The sequence below is a fragment of the Opitutaceae bacterium TAV5 genome, assembly GCA_000242935.3.
In the GTDB taxonomy this organism is placed as follows: domain Bacteria; phylum Verrucomicrobiota; class Verrucomicrobiia; order Opitutales; family Opitutaceae; genus Geminisphaera.
The window spans coordinates 5002689-5025116 of the sequence record CP007053.1 but is presented as its reverse complement, the minus strand read 5'-3'; the positions used below and the strand labels follow the sequence as shown (position 1 = coordinate 5025116).

The following is a 22428-nucleotide window of genomic DNA, read 5'->3' as shown; positions in this document are numbered from 1 at the left end:
CTACTCAGGCTACGTTGTCGTCTATGTTGAAAAACGTAGATCATACGAGGTAGTCGCATTCCAAAAAGAGAATGGTAGAATTCTATGGAAAAGTAATCTCATAAACGGTGGCTATGGTGCACCTGCTTTAAGAGGGAATGAGCTTCTTTTATTGTCCGGGTTTACCGACTTGGAGGCATTGGATAAAAAAACGGGACAATCACTCTGGAAATTCAAAACAAATGGTCGCATAAGAAGCCCCATCAATATCATAGACAATTTGGCGATTGTTTCAAATGCAGGAAACATATATGCCATAGGGGAAAATGGGGGATTGGTTTTCCAGATAATGTCACCACGGACATTTTTCTTTGGTTTATGTGCGAAAAATGCGAACGGCGACTTTCTGACATTAGGCACTCAGCAGGGTGAGGGAAATAAGGAGGCTAGAATTTATCTGTATTCATTTAAGGAAAATATAAACTGGAAGGTGGATTTGGGACCGGGTAATCTGACAAGCTCTGATACTTCTGGCGTCCAAATTTCGAATGATATTGCATATATTGCCTCTTCGGAACGAGTATGGGCCATCGATTCTGCAGGAACGGTTTTGTGGTCAACACATTCTTGCGGGATAGGAATGCGATCGCTATGTATAGTCTCGTACGAAAGTATTTTTCTTACAACAGTTGAGGGGTTTGTTCAGTGCTTCGACAAAAAAACAGGGGCACAATTGTGGACTACTTTTCTAAGTGATGCTGGAGTCTGGATGCCAGTAAGCGTCTTTGCTGATGCCCTTTTTGTAAGCGCTGGTGGATTTCTCTGGATGTTGCATGCAAAGGATGGAGTAATAAAATCAAAAATGCCAATCGGACAATCTCCCTATAGTGCCTGTAGTATTTCGGAAGGCAATTTATTCGTAGGAGCAGGAGATCCTCCTTATTTTGGCTTTTTACTCTCGTTTGAGATGATATCGGTAGATTGTCCGATTGCTTCGGCGAAAATCATTGGTCACATTAAGCAGGAACCCAAAGCTGATGAGCCTGTAGAATTAATCGTTTTTGTCCAAAATGCTGAACCAACAAAAATAAAATCAATATCTCTGGATTTATCACAAATTGGAGATTCCGCATCAATGCCCCCATATCTAAGCGATTCAGACAAGAATGAATATCGTTTCCTGTCTGATCCCAGTCTTGGCAGGCGGTGTGGTGTGTATGCACTTCCCTTAACTATATGTTATAAGGATGATAAACGGCAAATTATCATGCTTGAATTGGAATTCACATCAAGACGAGAAATCATGGATGAAATCATCTTGAATAATATTGAGATGACGCCACAAGAAAACCTCAATTATAGTGGAGCATCTTGCATTCAAGCATTACGAAGAATATATGGAGAAGAATTGGAGCAGTCTGAGATTCGCGATATGGCGAATAATGTCCTCAAAAAAAGTGGCTACCAGGCATTTGACACATGGCGGAGTGTCGCCCGACGTTTACTTCTGAGTGAGGCCAAACGCACAAGAGATCTCCCTGAATTCAAAATATCAAAAGAAGGGGATGCATGAAAAATTGCATAGCAGTTGCCAACTTAACCAAGCGTTTTGACTTTCCCATCAGGAATGAAAATTCAGGGTGGCTCAAAAATTTTCTATTCCCTGACAGAAAACAAATAACGGCTGTTAATAATCTGACCTTTTCTATCTCCCAAGGAGAGCGAATCGCATTTATCGGACCAAACGGTGCCGGCAAATCAACTACTATAAAAATGCTCACCGGGATTTTGCATCCAACATCAGGTGAGATCAACGTCCTCGGATTGAGCCCCCTCAAAAATCGCGCAAGACTTGCCGCCAGAATAGGAACAATTTTCGGCCAGCGTTCGCAACTCCTGCCAAACCTGCCAGTGACCGATTCTTTGGAATTATTCGGCGTTATGTATGGTCTTTCTGCTCAGACCATCCGTAACCGGATCATTGAATTGACCGAACAGCTTGAACTTGAAAACTTCAGGACCCAATCTGTTCGCAAGCTATCACTCGGACAACGCATGCGTGCCGAACTGGCCGCATCTTTGATGCACAAACCAGAAATCATTTTTCTCGACGAACCCACCATCGGTTTGGACTTGATCGCAAAAAAAAATATCCGCGATTTGCTTCTGAAACTAAACCGGGAAAGCGGAATCACTATATTTCTGACATCTCACGATGTTGAGGACATTGAATCACTCTGTGAACGGATAATCATTATAGACAATGGCTGTCTACTCATCGACTCTCCCACTAACCGACTGGGAGCGTCTTTATCCCAGGAAAAGTTCATGGACATTTCCGCAAAAACCAGATTTACGACCTTCCCTGCCTTGCCAAGGGGCCTTGTTTACATGGCTAAAGGTGCAACCCAGATAACAGTCTCGGTTGATTCCAGTTTGCTTGATATCAAAGAGGCCATTATGATAATTGCTGGCCAGTTTGATATAAATGACATAAACATATACGGAATGAAGCTTGAGGTCGCCATTCGGAGGATTTATGGAAGATCTGCGACGGGAAATTAAAATTGCCGCATTTCTTTTTAAAAAAGATTTGCTTCAGGCTCGGCATTCGCTAGCCGAGGCATTTGTGCTCGTATTCAGGTGCGGCTTGCTGTTGTTTGTGTATGCGTACACTTATCAGGCCAAAGGAGGAAATATCGCGGGCCAGCAATATGAAGTCATCGCATGGAGCATGTTTATTTATTTTATGTTTAGTTCCATGAAATTAAGGCGTATTACGCCCGTTTTGATTCAGGATATACAGTCGGGTAATATTGAGATGCTTATCAACAGACCAATTCCCTACATCAGATATCGGATGCTGTATCAAATTGCAACAGGTTTCGTACCAGTAATATGTGTCGTACCTGCTGCCATCGTCCTGATGGGACTGAGCGTTGGACTACCTCCCATTATGTATTCCAGTATTTTCTGGTGGACGCTGCCTGTTGTCCTGATGGGATGCATAACATTGTCACTGCTTGTTTATTCGATATTGGGTTTGATCGCCTTTTGGATAGAGGAGCCGACACCACTTTTTTGGATTGCCGACAAATCAGTCATGATCCTGGGCGGTTCATTTTTGCCTGTCGCTTTTTTCCCGCCGCTCATGAAAATTTTGGCAATATACAGTCCCTTCGGTGCCTGTCTGTTGCTGACTCATATGACATCCGACACATGGACTGGCGAGGCACTGAAATTGATTGGTATCCAGTGGGCATGGATAACTCTATTATTCACGGTGCTCCTCTGGCTAAATCAAAAGGCACACAAAAAGTTGTCAGTGAACGGAGGCTGAAAATGAAAGAACTGCAATTCATGTTTTATGCGATAAGAAAAAACATCACCAATTCTGCTGAATTGCGAACCAGTTTTTTCCTCAATGCCTTCGGTATGATGTTGAACAATTGCTCATTGCTTATCCTTTGGGTGTTCTTCCTCAGAACGGTCAATGATATCGGTGGCTGGAAGCAGCTTGATGTAATTGCGCTTATTGGATTTGTCACACTTGCTTTTGGTTTTATTTTTTCCTTTTTTAATGGTTTGTCAAAAATCACCAGCTCGGTTGTTGGCGGTGGATTCGACCGTTTCTTATTGTCTCCAAAGACCCTATTATTGCGTGTCGCGACCTCATCTTTCGGTATCTCGGCTGTTGGAGATATAATCTATGGTTTTATTTCCCTGATTATTTACAGTGCCACAATGCATTTAAGTTTCGAAGCGATGGTGATGGTTTTTGCCGGAGTATTCATTGCCTGTGTTACTTTTTTCGCAGTCTTGTTGCTTACGCAAGCGGTGAGCTTTTGGATTATGGATTCCATTGCCTTATCGCAAAGCCTGTTCGAGGTGTTTTTAACCCCCTCCTTGTTTGTGGGCGGAGCATTTCACGGAATAAACCGGATGATTTTTACATTCATAATCCCATCTCTGATTGTGGGCACTCTGCCTGTCGAAGCGGTAAAACATCTGGATTGGTCGCAAATGGGTTTAATCTCAATAATAGCACTCCTATTTTTGGCATTATCAATAGTTCTGTTTCATAAAGGAGTCCAAAAATATGAAAGTTCCAATTTAAATACCTTTGGTAGCCACTGATTTGTTCCAAAAGTCATTATCATTTTTAACTCACCATGAACTCTGTTTATCATAAAATATTGATTACACGCGCAGGAGTCTCACTGCTGCTTGCGATTTGCGCCTGCCAGCATTCCCCGGATAAACAAGCGACCTCCTTCACGCCCGGCTATGTCGACGGCGTCCCCGTCAGCCAGCTGGACGACGAGGCCCTCGACCGCGAAGCCAGGCGGCTCGCCGTCCGCCAGGACCAGTTGAAGGAAATCCGGGACCTGCGACGTCAGAACGACAGCCAGATATCCCCTTACCTGGTGCCCAACAGCTTCGAGAGCACCGAACTGGAAAGCATTCGAAAAGCAATCCAAGCTGTTGATCAGGAGAAAAAAAGACGCGGAACCTGAAAACCCTTCAATGAATCCGAAATGTGAATACGAAATAGTCAAAAAATAAAATGGCGGTATTGAAAACTGTAATTCGCGCCACAGAGAGACGGGGAGTGGGCGCAGAGACCGGAATCATCGGGATAATGGAAAAAAATCTTTTAACCGCAAGGAGGTGTTCATATCGGTCCATTCTCTGCGCATGCTTCCGTCCCTGTAGTGCAATTAATAATTAACTACAACTGGAACTTCTCCCTCAACAGTCCCATGCCGCTGCACCTGTACAACACACTCACCGCCAGAAAAGAACCCGTCTTCCCCGCGGACGGGCACACCCTGAGATTTTACTGCTGCGGCCCCACCGTTTACGCGCCCTCGCATATCGGCAACTTCCGCAGTTTCGTCGTGCAGGACGTTTTTCGCCGGGTCGTTGAAGCCGGCGGATGCGCCACGCTCCACGTTCGCAACATCACCGATGTGGACGACAAGACCGTGCGCCGGTCCCTGGCCGAAGGCGTTTCCCTTTCCGCATTCACCGCCCGCCTGGCGGCCCGCTACCACGATGACTGCACCGCGCTCGGCCTTCTTCCTCCTCATCACGAACCCGGCGCAGTCGAACACATCCCCGACCAGATCGCCCTGATCGAGCGACTCGTCGCCCGCGGCCATGCCTGGCGCGCCGACGATGGCAGCGTGTACTTCGACGTGAACTCCTTCCCGGAATACGGTCGCCTTTCCCGCCTCGACCGGCGCGAGATCCGTTCCCCCGCCCCGAAACCCGGCCGCGCCATCCTGGCGGAAGCGGTCAAAACCCGAACCGGAGAATCCTCCCCGGAAGACGCCGACGAATACGCGGCCCGTGAACACGCCGCAGACTTCGCTCTCTGGAAAGCGCGCAAGCCCGCCGACGGCCCCAACTACTGGTCTTCGCCCTGGGGCGAAGGGCGTCCCGGCTGGCACATCGAGTGCAGCGCCATGTCCATGCGCTATCTCGGGGAAAGCTTCGATCTGCATTCCGGCGGGGCCGACCTGATCTTCCCTCATCACGAAAACGAGATCGCGCAAAGTGAAGCGGCGACAGGAAAACCTTTCGTGCGCCACTGGTTTCATATCGCTCACCTGCTGGTCGATGGTGGCAAGATGAGCAAATCACGCGGCACCGCCCATACCCTGGAAGATGTCATCGCCCGGGGGCACCGTCCGGCGGAGTTGCGTTACGCGCTCCTTGCCGGCCACTATCGGCAGCCGCTCAACTTTACCTGGAATTCGCTTCTCGCTGCCCGGAGCGCACTCGTCCGCCTGGCTCGCTTGCTCTCCCGTTTCCAGCCCGCGGCGAACGCGAGACAATCCGATATCGCGACAACACCCGAAGAGCGTTTTGGCATATTCCAGCCGGTCTTCGATGCACTCAATGACGACCTGAACACGCCGCGTGCACTCGGCCTTCTCTTTGCCTCCATTGAATCCTTCGAGTCCGGACAGGCGCCCTTCACCCGGACGACTGCCCGTCAACTGGGCGAGATCGTGGCCATTTTTGGCTTCGATCCTGACAGCTTCACAGACGCCCGGCCGGTTGCAGGCACAGAAATTCCGCTCCGCATCGCTGCGCTGGCCGATGCCCGGCAGGCCGCGCGTCGGGAGCACGACTGGATCGCGGCCGACGCCGCTCGAAACCGCCTGCGTGAAGCCGGTTGGGAAATCCGGGAACACTCCGATGGCTACCGGCTCTTTCCCCTCTCCCGTATTTCCTCATGAAACATCTGCTCGAGGACATTGCCTTCATCGTTTATCCTGTCTCCGACGTCGCCCGCGCCCGGGCCTTTTACTCGGGCGTGCTCGAACTCGCGGAAACCGCCAACCGGGACAACGCGTGGGTCGAGTATGACATCGGGCATGGCACGCTCGCCATCACCCATACCTTCGAGCATCTCCAGCCCGGCGCCAAGGGCGCGGTTGTGGCGGTAGAGATGGCTGACCTCGATGCCGTCGCATCGATCCTCGAAAGGAAAGGCATTCCGTGGGCCACCGGTCCCTTTGATTCCCCCGCCTGTCGCGGAGGCTCGATCCGGGACCCCGACGGCAACGAACTGATCCTGCATCAGCGGAAGAACAAATGACATCTTGTGCATTACGGAAACCGGGAGCGGGCTCTGCCCTTCAACTGGTCAAAAATTTTTCTGCCTCTCATTAACCTCCCTTCTGGCCTGTCATGATGTTCACTTTGCACTCGTATCTGAATCAGAATACAAGTGAATGGGTTTTACGGGGAAAACCTCCCTGCCTGCCGGCATCCACCGAGCCTGAACGGTCATCCACAGGGAGCGTCCCGGACGCGGGAGCCAGAAAGCGGATTCCAGACTTCATAATCCGGCACCGGTTGCCACGTTCCCTTTTCTCTTTTCATCCGCACCGACACTTTGCCACGCCGCCCGCTGTTTTGCGCTCCTCCGCATGACACTTCTTCGCCATCCGTCCAGCCCGCCCGCTTCCGTCGCCGCCTCCGTGCGACGCCGGTGCCCGGCGGTGTCCCCCTCCCGGCGGCTGGCGCTTGTTGCCGTGCTGGCGACCTGGATACTCGCCACCGGCGTCCACTGGGATTTTTTGCAAGTCATCGGCTGGGGACGGATGATCGCCACCTACGCGACGGAGCGGGACATGTCGCTGCTCGAGGCTGTCCGCTACACCTTCAGCGGCGAGGCTTCCTGCTCCATTTGCGAAACGGTGGCCGATGCGAAAAATGCCGGCAACACCGGCGATCCCGCGTCCTCCTCCACGCCCGGCTCCCCGGTCGCCGGCAAGGATGATATCGGAAAACTCCTGCTCACCCTTTCCCCGGCTCCGTTGAGCGCGCCGTGCGCGCCGCCGGATGCCGGCTGGATCGAGGCCGACGCGCCCGATCCGCTTTCCCCCGCCTATCCCGTCCCCGTGCCTCCGCCGCGAGCCTGAGTCCGGACGGTTCCATCCAGCCTGCATCCGGCTCCTTTTACGGAAGGAGACGAGTCCCCCGTCTGCGCCCGCCCGCCCGTCTGTGTGATGACATGACGCACAGGAAGGGTTGGTCAGGGTTCGGGAACCGGATGCCGCCCAAAAAGCATGCACGCGCATCGCGTGTCTCCGGCTCCGGCTTCCCTGTTCGCCCCTGTCCATGACGGGCTGCGCACAGGTGCCGTGGCATTCCATCACAACAGCCAGCCACTCATTTCCATGAATTTCCAGTCGTTTCCCGTTCACAAGCGCCTCGCGCTTCTCTTCAGTCTGCCGGCCGCGGCTTTCGCGGCCGCACCCGATGCCCCGCCGGCCCAGGCCTGCCCGCATTGCTCTCCGGCGTCCGCCGTCGTATCCAATCTTTATATACCCGACATTGCGGCCGATGACGAGGAGGGCACGATCGAAAAAACCTCCGATTCCTTCGAGTCTTCCGCCACCCGTCTCGATCCGCTCGTCATCACCGCCTCTCCTCCCGGCGACAGGCCGCTGCGGGTCAGCATCGACACGAAGGCCGCCGCGCAACCGATCCCCGCGCAGGACGGCGCCGACATCCTCAAGACCGTGCCCGGCATCTCCGTCAGCCGCAAGGGCGGCACCGGCGGCGAGGTCATCCTGCGCGGCGCGGCCAGCTCGCGTCTCGATATCCTCGTCGATCACGAAAGCATCCTCGGCGGCTGCCCTGGCCGCATGGATCCGCCCACAGCCTACATTTTCCCCGACGCTTACGACGAGGTTACCGTGCTCAAGGGGCCGCAAACCGTGCTCTATGGCTCCGGCAATTCCGCCGGTGTCGTGTTGTTCGAAAGCGAACCCGTCCGCCTCGAGTCTCCCTCCGCCAGCCTCGACGCCTCGCTCACTTTCGGCAGCTTCGACCGCAACGACCAGTCTGCCAGCGTCCTCGCGGGCACGCCCGACTTTTACGTCAAGGTCGCAGCCGTGCGCTCCGATTCCGACGATTACGAGGATGGCGACGGCAACAAGGTTCACTCGCGCTACGAACGCTCCTCCGCGCGCGCCGCCCTCGGCTGGACTCCCGACGAAAACACCGTGATCGAGCTCCACGGCGCTCTCGGCGAGGGCGAAGCCGCCTACGCGCACAGCATGATGGACGCCACCAGACTCGACCGCAAAAACATCGGCCTGCGTTTCGGGAAACGCGAACTCGCCCCGCTCGTCGAGGCCCTCGAAGCCAGCCTCTACTACAACCATATCGACCACGTGATGGACAACTACAGTCTCCGCGACCCGGGCGGGATGGCGATGTCCTCCAATCCCGAACACACGCTTTGGGGCGGGCGCGCCCTTGCCACACTCTTGCCACGGGAAAACACCAAACTCGAACTCGGCGGCGATTTCCGCCTCGGCACGCACAGCAGGGATTCCGTCGACGATGCGAAGATCGACACCTGGGGCCTCTTTGCCGAAGCCACGCAGACCCTCGCCACGCGTTACCGGGTGATCGCCGGCCTGCGCCTCGACGCATGGAGCGCCGAAGACAGGCGCTCCGTCTCCGGCTCCTCCACCGGCGGCGACGACCGCAGCGAGACCCTGCCCGCCGGCTTCCTCCGCTACGAACAGGATCTGGCCGCCGTGCCCGTCACCGTGTATTCAGGTATCGGCTACACCCGACGCGCCCCCGATTACTGGGAGCTGTTCAGCTACGAAAGCGCCGGCAGCGACAGCTCCTTCAACGTCGATCCCGAAAAGACGGTCCAGCTCGACGTCGGCGCGACGTGGAAACAGGGTCCGTTGACCGCATTCGTCTCCGCTTTCGCCAACGACGTGTCCGACTACATCCTCATCCAGAAAACCGGATCGGGCATGATGGCCACGACCATCGCCCGCAACATCGACGCCCGCTCCATCGGCGGAGAGGCCGGTTTCGGATACGCCTTCGGCGAAGGCTGGCGGATCGATGCGAGTGTCGCGTATGTGCGCGGTCGAAACCGGACCGACGGGCTCCCGCTCGCGCAGCAGCCTCCGCTCGAAGGCCGTATCGGAATCGGCTATACAACGCCCGTGTGGTCCCTCGGCGCGCTCGCCCGTCTCGTCGACCGGCAGGACCGCTACGCGGTCGATCAGGGCAGCGTGGCCGGGCAGGATCTCGGCGCCACGTCCGGTTTCGCCGTGTTTTCGATCAACGGAGGCTGGCGGATTTCCGGACAGGCCGAACTCACGGGAGGCATCGACAATCTCTTCGACAAGACTTACGCGGAGCACGTCAGCCGCGCAGGCGACGGCGACCCGGCCTACATCGCCAACCTCCGCGTCAACGAACCCGGCCGCACGCTCTGGGTAAAACTCCGGGTCACGTTCTGAACCGGGCTGCGCGGTTACCCGTTTTCAAGCGGCATCCGCACGTTTCCTTAACAAAATACTTATCTTCCCCATCACTTCCCGTTCTTCCTTCGCGGGCACGGATATTATTGTTTGTATCTTGATCAAAACACCAGGATATTGAATGCAACGAAAGGGGACATCCCTCTCCCGCGAACGCCAACGACCAGGCCTCTGGAGGAAACGCAACGTGTAATCCTGCCTTCCCCGGTGCGCCATCCGGTCTGTATCCGGACCGGTCTGCCAGACCAACGCCGCTCCGGTCCGAAAACGGGAAAGCAGACGAAGGAGTGTCTTTTCCCCGGCTCCGGGTTCCGCCGACCGTCACGAACGGATGCGACCCTCCGGTGAAGTCCGTCCCGTTTCGTTTCATGCCGGCTCCACGTAATCAGACGCGAGCCGGAGAAAAACCCGAATGCTGGCCGTCCACGGCAGCCCCGCGGGTTCCCTCCCGATTCAGCAGATACCGGCCAGGCACAGACCAGCACAGTCCGTCCGGCTTCCTTCCCTCGTATCCAACAACTACCAGTCAGTTGACCTAATCATTATGTCACAACATTCCTCGCTGCGCTTCGTGCCAGTCCTGGCGGCAGCGCTCGTGCTGCCTGTTGCCGTACCGCTCGCACCAGCAGCTTCCGCACCCTCCGATAACACCGCGCCGGCCTCCGGCGTGTCCGCATCGCCGGCCGCCGGTTCTTCCGGGTCCGGCGAATCCGTCGCCGTCCCGACTGAAGAGACCATCCTGCTCGACAAGGTGGAGATCGAGGACATTCCCGCCGACCAGTCCATCCTGCCCACACGCCCGTCCACCTCGCTCTACGGCTTCGAAGAGACGATCCGCGAAACGCCGCGCTCGGTCTTCCAGGTCACCAAGGCCCACCTCGACAACGACACCATCCAGAGTTTCTCGGATCTGGCCCGCTACTCGCCCAGCATCCAGCGAGGCTCGGTGTCGCCCTGGTCGGTCCCCCGCATCCGCGGCGGCTCCGCCGACACGCTGCGCAACAACATCGTGCTCTTCAACACCGCCGTCCGCCCGTTCAATGACAACGCGTGGGAATCCGCCGACATCGTCGCCGGCGTCCCCAGCGTCATCCAGGGCAATACGGTGCGGACCGCCGGCTATGTGAACTACGTCACGAAAAAGCCCTTCTTCGGGGAAGACCAGACCGAGCTCACCGTCACCTTCGGCCGCCTCGGGTTGCATTCCGACACGACCTATCCGCAGTACAGCGTACGGCTCGACCACAGCACCGAGCTGATCAAGGACAAGCTCGCCATCCGTTTCAGCCTCCTGCAGGCCGAGGCGAATCAGTACTGGGGAAATTCGGAGGCCGACAGCAAGGACATCTTCGCCGCCGCCACCTGGAAGCCCAACTCCCGGGTGACCGTGGAAACCAATTTTTCCCATACCCGATCCGAGGGCGCCATCGCCAAAGGCATCAACCGCGTGACCCAGGACCTGATTGACAACTGGCACTACGTCTCGGGCACCTATGTCCCGACCATCTCCCAGCCCAACGGAGGAACCAACAGCGCGGACAACCCCGGCACCATCACCGGCTGGAAGATCGACCCGGCGACCCAAAAAACCGTCAAGATCGGGGGCGATCAAACCTTCTATTCCGACGATGCCGAGACCGATGCCAAGGAATACATCGGCCAGGTCATCACCACGGTCAAACTCAATGACACCTTCTCTCTGCGCAACAACACCATCTTCCAGTACAGCGACACGCTGGAGCAGCAGTACGACCTCAGTTATTCGAAGCACTTCAACCGGCTGTTCGAGTCCCGCTTCGAGCTGCTCTCCGACAAGGAGTTCGAGCTCTTCGGCAAGGATATCCGCCACCAGAGCAACAGCGGCTTTTCCTACCGGCGGCTCCTGAACGTGTGCGATGGCACCGCCCCGGTCGGCCAGGAGTATCCGGCCAATGTGGTCGATGCCACAGTGGGCGGCTCCTACGGCGTGGGCAACGCCTTGGGCACTCCCTGGACCAATTTCGTGGGGCAGGGCCTGTCTCCCGCCACCGGCTACAGAAAATCGGTGGTCAACACGGCCTGGGGCTGGCTCGCCTGGACGCCAACCTGGCGGACCAAGGGCTATTATGGCACCCCTGCCGTGAACGGGAACAGCTATGGCTCCGTCGCCGATGGCAACCGGCCGACGACCGATCAGGCTCCTTACGGTTACGATCTCGGCGGGACGGAACGGCGCAGCAACGATATCACCACCTACAACGTCTTCAGCGAGCACAAGTTCGACATCGGCGAAAAATGGACCTGGCGCGCCGGAGCCCGCCTGTCCTACGTCGACAACGACATCGAGGCCAATGCCCTGACCCGGCACCTCGTCAGCCAGGGCTATCTCACCGACCGCCACGGCAATCCGCTCAACACCGACGACAACCACACCGCCTGGAACGGCGACATCAACACCAGCCTCACCTTCAAGCCTGCGCGCTGGGTCAATGTTTATTTCGCCTACGATTTCAACAAATCCCAGCAGGATTGCGGCTGCTGCCAGTCGCAGGGTTTCACGGGCGCCTACAACACCCTGTCGCCCGAGTGGTTCAAGGTGGAAAGCGAGCTCTTCGAAACGGGCGCCAAGTTCGAAATCATCCCGAACCAGCTCTTCGCCAGCGCCGCGTGGTTCCACCAGACCCGCGCCGTTCCCAGAAACAACATCGAAAACTTCACGCTGTCGTCGGACAAAGTCCTCTACCAGGGGCTTGAGCTCTCGGTCGCGTATCAACCCACGATCAACCTGGCCTTGGGCGCGAACTACAGCTACATCGACGCGAACTATGACGGAGGCTATCTGGATGGCACGCGCTACGAAGGCTCCCCGCTCAACAGCGCCAACGTATGGGTTGCCTACCGGTTCGACAACGGCTTCGGCCTCAAGGCCAGCGCCTGGATCACCTCGTCATGGAACACCAATACCGCCTTCAACACTTCGGGGCAGCGTGTCAACGACGTTCTCACCGTCCCCACCCAGCATGCCATCGACCTCGGCGTCTTCTACGTCGCCAGGAAATGGCGCCTCGACATCGACGTGCTCAACGTCACCAACGAGAAAAACTGGAGCGCCGCCGGTGGTTACGGCGGCAACGGCTACAACTGGCTCCTGCCCGCCGAGCGCCTCGGCATCCAGGGAAGACTTACCTACCGTTTCTAGACGGAGGTTCAACGGACACAGGGTGTGTCTCCTCCCGGGCGGGGTCGTTGTCGCCCGGGAGGGTTTCCCTCCCGCAACCCGGCCATCCGCCGACCGACCGCTCCCCGCATCGACACCTTCCGCCTGGTCATTCCGCCTTTTCCTCGCAATGTCCGCCGCCACCGCTCCCGCCGTTTCCTTCGACGAACGCGCCGCCACCTGGGACGCCGATCCCCGCCGCCACGCCCTCACGGAGGACATCGCCCGGGAAATCATCCGCACCGTCCCGCTCTCCCCGCACCACGACGTCCTCGATTACGGCTGCGGCACCGGTGCGCTCGCTTTCCACCTTCTTCCCCGCGTCCGCGAAATCGTCGCCGCCGATTCCTCCCCCGGCATGATCGCCGAGGTCCGGCGCAAACTTGCCCTCGCCGCCCGGCCCCGGCCCGGCACTCCCCCCCGCGCCCCGCTCCGTCTCCACCCGCTCGTTCTCGATCTCACCCGCACGCCCCCGCTTCCGCGCCGGTTCCATCTCGTCATCGCCTCGCTCGTCCTCCACCACGTCCCGAACCCCGCCGGCCTCCTCGCCAGCTTCGCCCGGATGCTCGCTCCCGACGGCTGGCTGGTGATCGTCGAATGGAGCGACGCCATCGATCCCGACGACCTTCTCGCCCGCCCCAACCTGCGCCCCTCCTCCCGCGGTTTCACGCCCGACGCGCTCGCCAGCCTCGCCGCCAGGGCCATCGAACCCGCCGCCGTCGCGTGGCGCACCCTTCATCACTTCCCGCGCGACGACGGCACGCTCTCCGCCGCTTTCCTCCTCCGCGCCCATCGCCTCCCTCCCACCGTCTGCCCCGCCATCGCCTGCGGCAGCGGTCCGTCCGGCACAGGGACCTGACCCGTCCGGTCCCTTCCGCTCCCGTCTCCACTGCATCGTATCCACATGAAACGTACACGCCGCCATCTCCGCCACGCCCTTGCCGCGCTCCTCTTCGCTTTTCCGTTCGCTTCCCTTCGCGCCCAGTTCACCAGTCCCGGCTGCTGCGGTGGCGGCGGCGATTTCGGCGTGAACGGCCAGTGGAAACAGATCGATGTTTCCAACGTCCCGAAAAAAGACCGTGTGGTCTCCATCCACAACGCCTCCTTCGGTTCCACCCGCGACCTGTTCGCCGAAATCAACAGGGAATTCGGCAAGGAATGGGTGAAGAAGACCAGCTACAGCCTTACCGTCAACGGCACCCACGGCTCCACCTTCGCCCAGACCCGCGCCCTGCTGGAAGGCGGCGACGGCGCCGAGGCCGATCTCGTCGCCCTCGATCATCCCGGCGCCATCGACATCCTGGCCGCGCCAGGCAATCTTCTCCCCGCCGACTGGCGCTCCCGGCTGCCCAACGACAGCGTGCCCTTCAGCACCACGGTCGTCTTCCTCGTGCGCAAGGGGAACCCCAGGGCCATCCGTGACTGGTCCGACCTGGTGAAACCCGGCGTCTCCGTCATCACGCCCGACCCCCGGCGCGACAGCGTGGGCCAGTGGATCTGGCTCGCCGCCTGGGCCTCCGCGCTCCGGCAGACCGGCAACGACGAGGCCGCCGCGCGCGCCCGGGTCCTGGACCTCTACCGCCAGGTGCCCGTGCTCAACTCCACCTCCGCCGGCTCCCTCGCCACCTTCGCGGAAAAGAGCACCGGCGACGTGCTCCTCGTCCTCGAAAGCGAGGCCCGCGCCCGCCTGCGCGCCTCCGGCGGTTCCCGCTTCGAAATCGTCACGCCGCCCGCCAGCCTCCGGGTCGATCTCCCCGTCGCCTGGCTCGACAGGAACGTGGACAAACACGGCACCACCCGCGTCACCGCCTCCTACCTGATCTGGCTGTTCGATCCGAAGGCGCAGGAGATCGCCGTCCGCCACCACTACCGGCCGAGCGATCGCGACATCGCGCGCAAGCACGCCGGCTCCTTCCCGAGTCTGGAAATCGTCTCCGTTGACGACGCCTTCGGCGGATGGTCCGCGGTCCGGGAGCGCTTCCTTTCCTCCGGCGGCATTCTCGAACGCGACTATCCCGCCCTCAACACCCGCGAAGTCGTCAGCCGCAACTGACGCCGACATCACCGGCACCTCATGACATGGAAATCGCCGCACACGGAGAGTGGCCCGTCCCGCGAAGAAATCGTCGCCTTTGCGGTGTTGTCCTGATTACGATCTTGCCCGACAACAGGGATGAAAGACGCAAGGCACAGACGAGTCACCACGCACCGGGAACTGGCCGACCTGCTCGACCGGATGCTCGAGGACCGGAGCGCCGCATGGTGGGACCGCTTTTATGAAAACCGGTACCATCCCTGCCCCTTTTTCCGCGAGTGGCCCGACGAGAACCTCGTCGCCTGGTTCGGCGAGGGTCTTGTCACGCCCGGCCGGGTTCTGGAGCTGGGCTGTGGCAACGGTCGCAACGCCGTCTTCATGGCGCAGCAGGGCTGCGATGTGCGCGCGGTCGATTTTTCCCGCGAGGCGCTGTCCCAGGCCCGCACCCGGGCGGACGAGGCTGGCGTGCGCGTCGATTTCGTGTGCACCTCCCTCTTCGATCTCCTGCTTCCGGAATCCGGCTACGATTTCGTGTACGACTGCGGATGTTTCCATCACATCCCGCCCCACCGCCGGCCCGAGTACCTGCAACTGGTCACCGCCGCCGTGCGTCCCGGCGGCCGGTTCGGCCTCGTCTGCTTCGCGCCGGAAGGCGGCTCCGGCCTCTCCGACAAGGCCGTCTACGTGCAACGCCGGATGGGTGGCGGACTCGGATTTTCGAAGGAGGAACTGCACGACATCTTCGGCGACCTCTTCCATATCTGCGAGCAGCGCCGGATGAGACGGAAAAAACCGGAAGACCGGCTGTTCGGCGAAAAAACATTCCAGACCGTTCTCATGCAGGCCGGCAGGCGAGGTCTGCCCATCCCCGGCCCGCCGTCCCGGCCTGTCCGCTCATGAACACATCCGCCACCACCCGTCACCGCCACCATCCCGTCCCTGTCATGCTCAAAATCGTCCTTGCCCTGTGCAGCCTCGCCATCGCCGCGCTCCCCGTTACCGCAACGGAGCCGGCAACCGATGCCCGCGTCCGTTCGCTCAAGATCACCATTCTCTCCACGATGCTGGCCGATGGCCGCGAACTCGGCGAATGGGGCTTCGCCGCCCTCGTCGAGGCCGACGGCCGCCGCATCCTTTTCGACACCGGCGCACATCCCGACCTCGTGCTCGAAAACGCGCGCACCCTGGGCATCGACCTGACCACGATCCCCGAAATCATCATCACCCACAATCACTGGGACCACATCGGCGGCCTCCTCACCCTGCGCAAGGCCGTGCTGGACAAAAACGCCCCCGGTGCCCTTTCCCGTGTCCATGTCGGCGAAGGCGTCTTTTATGCGCGCCCCTCCGATGATGGCGGCGAGGAGGAAAACCTGCTCATCGCCATCAAGCCGGCCTACGAAAAGACCGGCGGTGTCTTTGTCGTCCACGACAAACCCGTGCAGCTCCATCCTGGCATCTGGCTCACCGGGCCGGTGCCGCGAAAATACCCGGAGCGCAACTGGGGGACGACCGGCAAGGTCGTCACCCCGGCCGGGGTGGTCGAGGACAACATCCCCGAAGACCAGGCACTGGTTTTCGACACCGACCAGGGTCTGGTCGCGCTCTTCGGCTGCGGACACGCCGGCGTCGTCAACACACTCGACTATGCGCGCACCCTCATCCGCCCCGCGCGCATCCACGCGCTGATCGGCGGCATCCACGTCTTCGCCGCCTCCGACAAGACCTGGGAGTGGACCGCCGGAAAACTGGCCGGGTATGGCGTGGACCACTACATCGGCGCCCACTGCACCGGCATCGAGTCCGTTTACCGTTTTCGCGCCAACCTCGGCCTCGACCGGAAGCACGCTGTCGTCGGCGCGGTCGGCGCCGGGTTTACCCTCGGCCAAGGCATCGATCCCAGGCACATCGCCAGATAGGCCCCCTCTGTCCGGTCGGTCCGATCCGGCCGCGATCCCTCTCCCTTCCTCACCCGCAACCCGCTCTCCCTCGCATGAACCCTCCCGTCGAAATCTGGAACCGTCGCTACAACGCCGCCATCCTCTCACCCGGCAATGCGCGCGCCAAGGAAGCCGATCCGTGGCTGGCCCGCTGGCTCGAAGACGCCTCCGGGGCGTTCCCGGGCGCCGGGGCTCCGCCCCTGCGCGCGCTCGATCTCGGCTGCGGCGCCGGCCGCGACACCGCGTACCTGCTTGCCCGCGGCTACGCCGTCACCGCGCTCGATTTCTCCGCCGGCGCCATCGCCCTCTCCTCCCGACGCAACCCCGCCGCCCGCCACCTGCTCGCCGACCTGCGCGACCTCGACCGCCACCTCCCGGCCGGCGCGCCGGACAATGATGACTGGCACCTCGTCGTCGCCAGCCTGTCGCTCCACTATTTCACCCGGGAAGAAACCCTGGCGATCTTCGCCGCGATCCACGCCCGGCTGCGTCCCGGCGGCCTCTTCGCCTTTCGCGTCAACGCCTTCGACGAACGCGGCGCGCCCCCCGACCCGACCTCCTGGGCGCCCGTCACCAGCGTCGAGGACGGCGTGCCCCGGCAATATTTCACCGAGGACAAAATCCTCACCGCGCTCGCCGGCCGTTACAGCATCATCTCTCTCCGCAAGCTGGCCATCATTCGCCACGGCTCCGAAAAATCGCTCTACGAAGTGATCGTTCTCAAACCCGAGGAAACAACCTCCTGATCGTTGCGCCCGTTGCGCCCCGCCATGCCACGTATCTGCAATGACATTACCGAAACCGTCGGACACACTCCGCTGGTGCGCCTCAACCGGACTGCGGCCCGGCACCAGGCCCGGGCCGACATCCTGCTCAAGCTCGAATTTTTCAACCCGCTCTCGAGTGTGAAAGACCGCATCGGCGTGGCGCTGATCGAGGGCGCCCTCCGTTCGGGGCTCATCAACCGGAACACCGTCCTCATCGAACCCACCAGCGGCTGCGCCGGCCTTTCGCTCGCCTTTGCCGCCGCCGCCCGCGGGCTTCGTCTCATCCTCGTCATGCCGGAAAACGCCCCCTTCGAGCAGCGCAAGCTCCTGAAAATTCTCGGGGCGAAGACCGTGCTCACCCGCGCCTCGCGCGGCATGTCGGGCGCCATGGACAAGGCGGACGAACTGCATCGCCGCATTCCCGACAGTCTTATCCTCGACCAGTTCAACCACCCGGACAACCCCGGTATCCACCGCCGCACGACCGCCGCAGAGATATGGGACGACACCGACGGCGCCGTCGACATTCTGGTCGCGGGCGTCGGCACCGGCGGCACCCTCACCGGAGTCGGCGAGGCGTTGAAGGTGCGCAAGCCGGGCGTGCGGGTGGTCGCGGTGGAACCCGCCACATCGCCGGTCCTCTCGGGCGGGCGGCCGGGCGCGCACCGGTTGCAGGGCCTCGGACCCGGCTTCATCCCCGGCGTGTTCAACCCGAAGATCTGCGACGAAATCATTCTCGTCCGTGACACCGATGCGGCGCGTGTGGCGCAGCAGGTCGCCCGGCTCGACGGCATCCCGGTCGGCATCTCCTCGGGCGCTGCCATCCAGGCGGCGTTGCAGGTGGCCCGCCGTCCGGAAAACGCCGGCCGCCAGATCGTCGTTATCGTTCCTTCCGCGGCGGAGCGATATCTGTTCACCTGGCTGTTCGACGGCATCGACGCCGGATCCGACTCCATCGCCGACCTGCTCGACTCCATCGCCCGCCCGCCCGCGATCTCCACCCCGGCGCTGGAATCTGTCACCTTGACCACGGGTTCGCCCGTCCCCCCGGAAGATTTCAGGTTTTCGCCTCCGCGCATGTCGCCGGAATCCGTGGTCAACTCATCTTCCCGATCCTCCTCCGAAGCATAATCCCGCCCTGCGGAATGCGAAAATTCTGCCATCTCCGGACACGACCAGGAATGCATCCATTCCTCCGCCAGAAATATCTCTCTCCTCTCCATGCCCATCGCCCGCGCTTACTCCGCCTCCCGTCACGACGCCGCCCTCGCACCGTTTTCCTTCCTTCGCCGCGAACCGCTCCCGCACGACGTGGAGATTGCCATCCTCTACTGCGGCGTCTGCCACTCCGATCTCCACCAGGCCCGGAACGAATGGCGCGACACCGTCTATCCCTGCGTGCCCGGCCACGAGATTACCGGGCGCGTCACCCGTATCGGAGACAAGGTGACAAAGTTTACGCCCGGCGATCCCGTCGCCGTCGGCTGCATGGTCGATTCCTGCCGCGTCTGTCCGAGCTGCCGCGAAGGTCTGGAAAACTACTGCGAAGCCGGCTCCACCGGCACCTACAACGATCCCGACCCGCACGCCGGCGGCGTCACGTATGGCGGCTATTCGGAAAGCATCGTGGTGGACGAAGCCTTCGTGCTGCGCATGCCGTCCGGGCTCGACCTCGCCGCCGCCGCGCCGCTGCTCTGCGCCGGCGTCACCACCTGGTCGCCATTGCGCCACTGGAAAATCGGCTCCAGCCACCAGGTCGGTGTGGTCGGGCTGGGCGGGCTCGGCCACATGGCCGTCAAGCTCGCCCGAGCTCTCGGCGCGCGGGTCACGCTTTTCACCACCTCGCCGGGCAAGGCGGCGGACGCCCGCCGGCTGGGCGCGCACGATGTCGTTGTATCCAAAGATCCTGACGCGCTGGTCATTCACCGCGGTCGCCTCGACTTCGTCCTCGACACCGTTTCCGCGCCGCACGACGTGAACATCTGGCTCGATCTGCTCCGCCGCGACGGCACGCTCGCGCTCGTGGGCGCTCCGCCCGGGCCGCATCCGCTGGCTGCCTTCAGCCTGCTCACCCGCCGCCGCCAGGTCGCCGGCTCCCTGATCGGCAGTATCCGCGAGACGCAGGAACTGCTCGATTTCTGCGCTGCGCATGGCATCGCCGCCGACATCGAGCTGATTCCGATCTGGCGGATCAACGAAGCCTTCGACCGCCTGCTGGCGGGCGATGTGAAATACCGTTTCGTCATCGACATGAAATCGCTGGACTCTTCGCAACCATGACCACGCCCGCCATCGAAGCCGCCGCGCCGGACACGATTTACCGCACGTCTTACCTCGCCGCCCTGGCCGCCTCGTGCGCGGCGGGCTACGAAGGCTTCACACTCTGGCATTCCGGCCTCGCCGAAACCGATTTTCTGGCGTTCCTGCGCCGCCTGCAACGTGACGAGGAGGGCGTCGATCTGCCCGACGGTTTTGTGCCGGCCTCGCATCTCTGGCTGGTCACGCCCGAGCGCGACGTCGTCGGCATCGTCAACGTTCGCCACCGCCTGGGTCCGGGTAACGAACGGGTCGGCGGGCATATCGGCTATTTCGTGCCGCACGCCTTCCGGGGAAAGGGCTACGGGCATCTCTGCCTGACACACGGACTTGCCAGGGCGCGGACGCTCGGCATCAAGCGTGTGCTCATCACCTGCTCGCCGGAAAACACGGCCTCCCGGCGCATCATCACCCGCCACGGCGGCGTCTTCGAGAGTGAGGTCGCAGACCCGCAGGCCGGCCGCAAGCTGCGCTTCTGGATCACACTTCCACCACCGGTCCCATCCGCTCCATGATTCGCATCAACCCTCTCAAACTGCACCGCAGGGATTTCCAGCCTCCGCCCGCGACGCAGCCGTCTCTGCGCCTACTCCCCCCCTCTGTGGTGCAAAAAAATCACACCGCAGAGATTGGGAGCGGGCGCAGAGAAAGACCAAAAGACGCATCCATCCACCACCGGTCCCATCCGCTCCATGATTCGCATCAACCCTCTCAAACCGCACCGCAGGGATTTCCGGCCTCCGCCCGCGGCGCAGCCGTCTCTGCGCCCACTCCCCTCCTCTGTGGTGCAAAAAAATCACACCGCAGAGATTGGGAGCGGGCGCAGAGAAAGACCAAAAGACGCATCCCCGCATATTCAGAGGGCAAGTCGTCGTATGCCCTCATTCAAACGAGAGGCATTGAAATTCAGGATGAACCCATGAGGCGATCGACTCTGGCGAAGGCGGAAGCGCAGACGGCTCTCATGCAGCGGCGTCAATTCGGCAACGCTCAGGCAGTAAACAGGGATTCGCCCGTCCACGAGCAGCGGGATGCTGGCCCCATGCGCCAGCACACTGCCTTCGAATTCCAGCGGAACCCTGGCCTCCCGAACAAACCCGACTTTTCGAAGCGTCAGTTCGTGGCAAAAACACTCTTCGTAGGCACTGCGAAGCAGACCCGGCCCAAGGGTGTGATGAACATCCATTGCCGCGTTCAGCAACAGTGCGGACAAGGCATCGAATTCTCCCTGGTTCGTCGCGAGCGAGGAATTGCCAGGCGCTGGAGGTGTGATCGCCAGTCGCCGTATCCCCTGTTTCAACGCGCACACTTCAAAATTGATGAGCAGCCCCAGAGGGAAGCCTCCCAACCGCAGGTAAGTCAGGGTCTGGGCCACATGAATGGGCAGGATTTTGTCGACGCACTTCAGTTCGACGGGGAGCCGGCCATCGATCAGCAGATCAAGCCTGTATCCGCAGTCCAGCGACGCTCCCTTGTAAAGCAACGGCAGAGGTTTTTGGCATTGGTGAGGAATACCGAGAGCGGTCAGTTTCAGGCTCAGTGCCTGCTCGCAGGCTGCCTCATCAACGCCGGGTCCCAACTCCCGATGCACGGCGATGGCCGCCCCGATGACGACACCCGTCAATTGGTTGTCATGGTTGATATTCACGAGGGTATTCTTTCCCGCGAAATACAGATTATCAATCCGTCTCTATTTCTCTGCCGCCCCTCTCTGCGCCCACTCCCCTCCTCTGTGGTGTCAAAAAATCACACCGCAGAGATTGGGAGCGGGCGCAGAGACCAATCCATTGGCTCCCCTTCCGGCACCTTCACTACGATCGATCCCCCGGTGTTCCCCCCCTCTGCGCCCACTCCCCTCCTCTGTGGTGCAAATTGCATTTTCAAAACTGCCCGCAAGGCTTGAGAAAACGTTGAGAGTCTTCCTGTTCTCCGCACCTTGTAACAACGCCGACACGCAAGCGGGTGCACGGCTACTACGCGCGGCCGGTCTTGTCCGGCGGCGCGTTCGTCGGCCACGTCAACCCGAAGGCCGACCGCGCGGTCGGCCGGCTTGTCATTCCGTGCGGCTCCGTCCGCCGCAACCCTCTCACCGCCGGCGCGGTGCGGGATCGGGCCCGGTTCCTCGGCGTGCGGTGAGCGGGAGGCGGCCAGCTTCAGGATGTGGCCGCCACCTCGAAACCGAGATCGAGGATTGTGTCCCTGATCGCCGCCTCTCCGGTTCTGGCGGCGTCGAAATCGACGGCGACCGCTCCGGTTTCGAGCGTCACTTCGGCGGTGGTGACGCCCTCCAGCGCGGTGAGCGCGCGTTTCACGCGGCCCGAGCAGCCGCCGCATTTCATTCCTGTTACTTTCAGTGTGATGTGTGCCATGG

The 22428-nt window shown here is 60.3% G+C and carries 20 protein-coding genes; 18 read left to right on the top strand and 2 right to left on the bottom strand.

Annotation, left to right across the window (positions count from 1 at the left end):
• Nucleotides 1-1548 precede the first annotated feature (1548 nt).
• From OPIT5_21285 to OPIT5_21275, 3 genes are all read left to right on the top strand, one after another.
• Complete coding sequence (locus tag OPIT5_21285; GenBank protein AHF92405.1) at nt 1549-2544, top strand: ABC transporter; 996 nt, start codon at nt 1549-1551, stop codon at nt 2542-2544.
• Nucleotides 2545-2572: 28 nt separating this feature from the next.
• On the top strand, nt 2573-3319 hold the full coding sequence (locus tag OPIT5_21280; protein AHF94579.1) for a hypothetical protein: 747 nt from the start codon (nt 2573-2575) through the stop codon (nt 3317-3319).
• A gap of 95 nt (nt 3320-3414) precedes the next feature.
• Nucleotides 3415-4116, top strand: a complete 702-nt coding sequence (locus OPIT5_21275; GenBank protein AHF94578.1) for a hypothetical protein — start codon at nt 3415-3417, stop codon at nt 4114-4116.
• A gap of 80 nt (nt 4117-4196) precedes the next feature.
• Here OPIT5_21275 and OPIT5_21270 read toward each other — a convergent pair whose 3' ends face one another.
• Nucleotides 4197-4538, bottom strand: a complete 342-nt coding sequence (locus OPIT5_21270; GenBank protein ID AHF94577.1) for a hypothetical protein — start codon at nt 4536-4538, stop codon at nt 4197-4199.
• Nucleotides 4539-4742: 204 nt separating this feature from the next.
• On the opposite strand from OPIT5_21270, the gene OPIT5_21265 reads away from it, so the two are divergent.
• From OPIT5_21265 to OPIT5_21195, 15 genes are all read left to right on the top strand, one after another.
• The gene (locus tag OPIT5_21265; protein AHF92404.1) at nt 4743-6230 is read left to right on the top strand and encodes a cysteinyl-tRNA synthetase; all 1488 of its coding nucleotides are present in this window, start codon (nt 4743-4745) and stop codon (nt 6228-6230) included.
• Nucleotides 6227-6592, top strand: a complete 366-nt coding sequence (locus tag OPIT5_21260; protein AHF92403.1) for a glyoxalase — start codon at nt 6227-6229, stop codon at nt 6590-6592. The genes OPIT5_21265 and OPIT5_21260 overlap by 4 nt, the downstream gene beginning before the upstream one ends.
• A gap of 334 nt (nt 6593-6926) precedes the next feature.
• Nucleotides 6927-7421: a hypothetical protein gene (locus OPIT5_21255; GenBank protein AHF92402.1), complete on the top strand. Its 495-nt coding sequence runs from the start codon at nt 6927-6929 to the stop codon at nt 7419-7421.
• A 258-nt stretch (nt 7422-7679) separates the two neighbouring features.
• On the top strand, nt 7680-9782 hold the full coding sequence (locus OPIT5_21250; protein ID AHF92401.1) for a TonB-denpendent receptor: 2103 nt from the start codon (nt 7680-7682) through the stop codon (nt 9780-9782).
• A 565-nt stretch (nt 9783-10347) separates the two neighbouring features.
• The gene (locus OPIT5_21245; protein ID AHF92400.1) at nt 10348-12981 is read left to right on the top strand and encodes a hypothetical protein; all 2634 of its coding nucleotides are present in this window, start codon (nt 10348-10350) and stop codon (nt 12979-12981) included.
• Between the two features lie 148 nt (nt 12982-13129).
• The gene (locus tag OPIT5_21240) at nt 13130-13858 is read left to right on the top strand and encodes a type 12 methyltransferase (GenBank protein AHF92399.1); all 729 of its coding nucleotides are present in this window, start codon (nt 13130-13132) and stop codon (nt 13856-13858) included.
• A gap of 45 nt (nt 13859-13903) precedes the next feature.
• Complete coding sequence (locus OPIT5_21235) at nt 13904-15052, top strand: sulfate-binding protein (GenBank protein AHF92398.1); 1149 nt, start codon at nt 13904-13906, stop codon at nt 15050-15052.
• A gap of 120 nt (nt 15053-15172) precedes the next feature.
• On the top strand, nt 15173-15934 hold the full coding sequence (locus tag OPIT5_21230) for a type 12 methyltransferase (GenBank protein AHF92397.1): 762 nt from the start codon (nt 15173-15175) through the stop codon (nt 15932-15934).
• Entirely contained in the window at nt 15931-16953 is a 1023-nt protein-coding gene (locus OPIT5_21225; GenBank protein AHF92396.1) for a beta-lactamase, read from the top strand. Before OPIT5_21230 ends, OPIT5_21225 begins: the two co-directional genes overlap by 4 nt.
• Nucleotides 16954-17027: 74 nt before the next feature.
• Nucleotides 17028-17720 carry a methyltransferase gene (locus tag OPIT5_21220; GenBank protein ID AHF92395.1) on the top strand — a complete coding sequence of 231 codons (693 nt, stop codon included), beginning with the start codon at nt 17028-17030 and terminating at the stop codon, nt 17718-17720.
• Between the two features lie 24 nt (nt 17721-17744).
• Nucleotides 17745-18872: a cysteine synthase gene (locus OPIT5_21215; protein AHF92394.1), complete on the top strand. Its 1128-nt coding sequence runs from the start codon at nt 17745-17747 to the stop codon at nt 18870-18872.
• Nucleotides 18873-18962: 90 nt separating this feature from the next.
• Nucleotides 18963-20021, top strand: a complete 1059-nt coding sequence (locus tag OPIT5_21210) for an alcohol dehydrogenase (protein AHF92393.1) — start codon at nt 18963-18965, stop codon at nt 20019-20021.
• Nucleotides 20018-20572: a GCN5 family acetyltransferase gene (locus tag OPIT5_21205; GenBank protein AHF92392.1), complete on the top strand. Its 555-nt coding sequence runs from the start codon at nt 20018-20020 to the stop codon at nt 20570-20572. The genes OPIT5_21210 and OPIT5_21205 overlap by 4 nt, the downstream gene beginning before the upstream one ends.
• A gap of 404 nt (nt 20573-20976) precedes the next feature.
• Nucleotides 20977-21960 carry a hypothetical protein gene (locus OPIT5_21200; protein AHF94576.1) on the top strand — a complete coding sequence of 328 codons (984 nt, stop codon included), beginning with the start codon at nt 20977-20979 and terminating at the stop codon, nt 21958-21960.
• 86 nt (nt 21961-22046) lie between these two features.
• Nucleotides 22047-22193 carry a hypothetical protein gene (locus OPIT5_21195; GenBank protein ID AHF94575.1) on the top strand — a complete coding sequence of 49 codons (147 nt, stop codon included), beginning with the start codon at nt 22047-22049 and terminating at the stop codon, nt 22191-22193.
• A 17-nt stretch (nt 22194-22210) separates the two neighbouring features.
• Here OPIT5_21195 and OPIT5_21190 read toward each other — a convergent pair whose 3' ends face one another.
• The gene (locus OPIT5_21190; protein AHF92391.1) at nt 22211-22426 is read right to left on the bottom strand and encodes a copper-binding protein; all 216 of its coding nucleotides are present in this window, start codon (nt 22424-22426) and stop codon (nt 22211-22213) included.
• Nucleotides 22427-22428 lie beyond the last annotated feature (2 nt).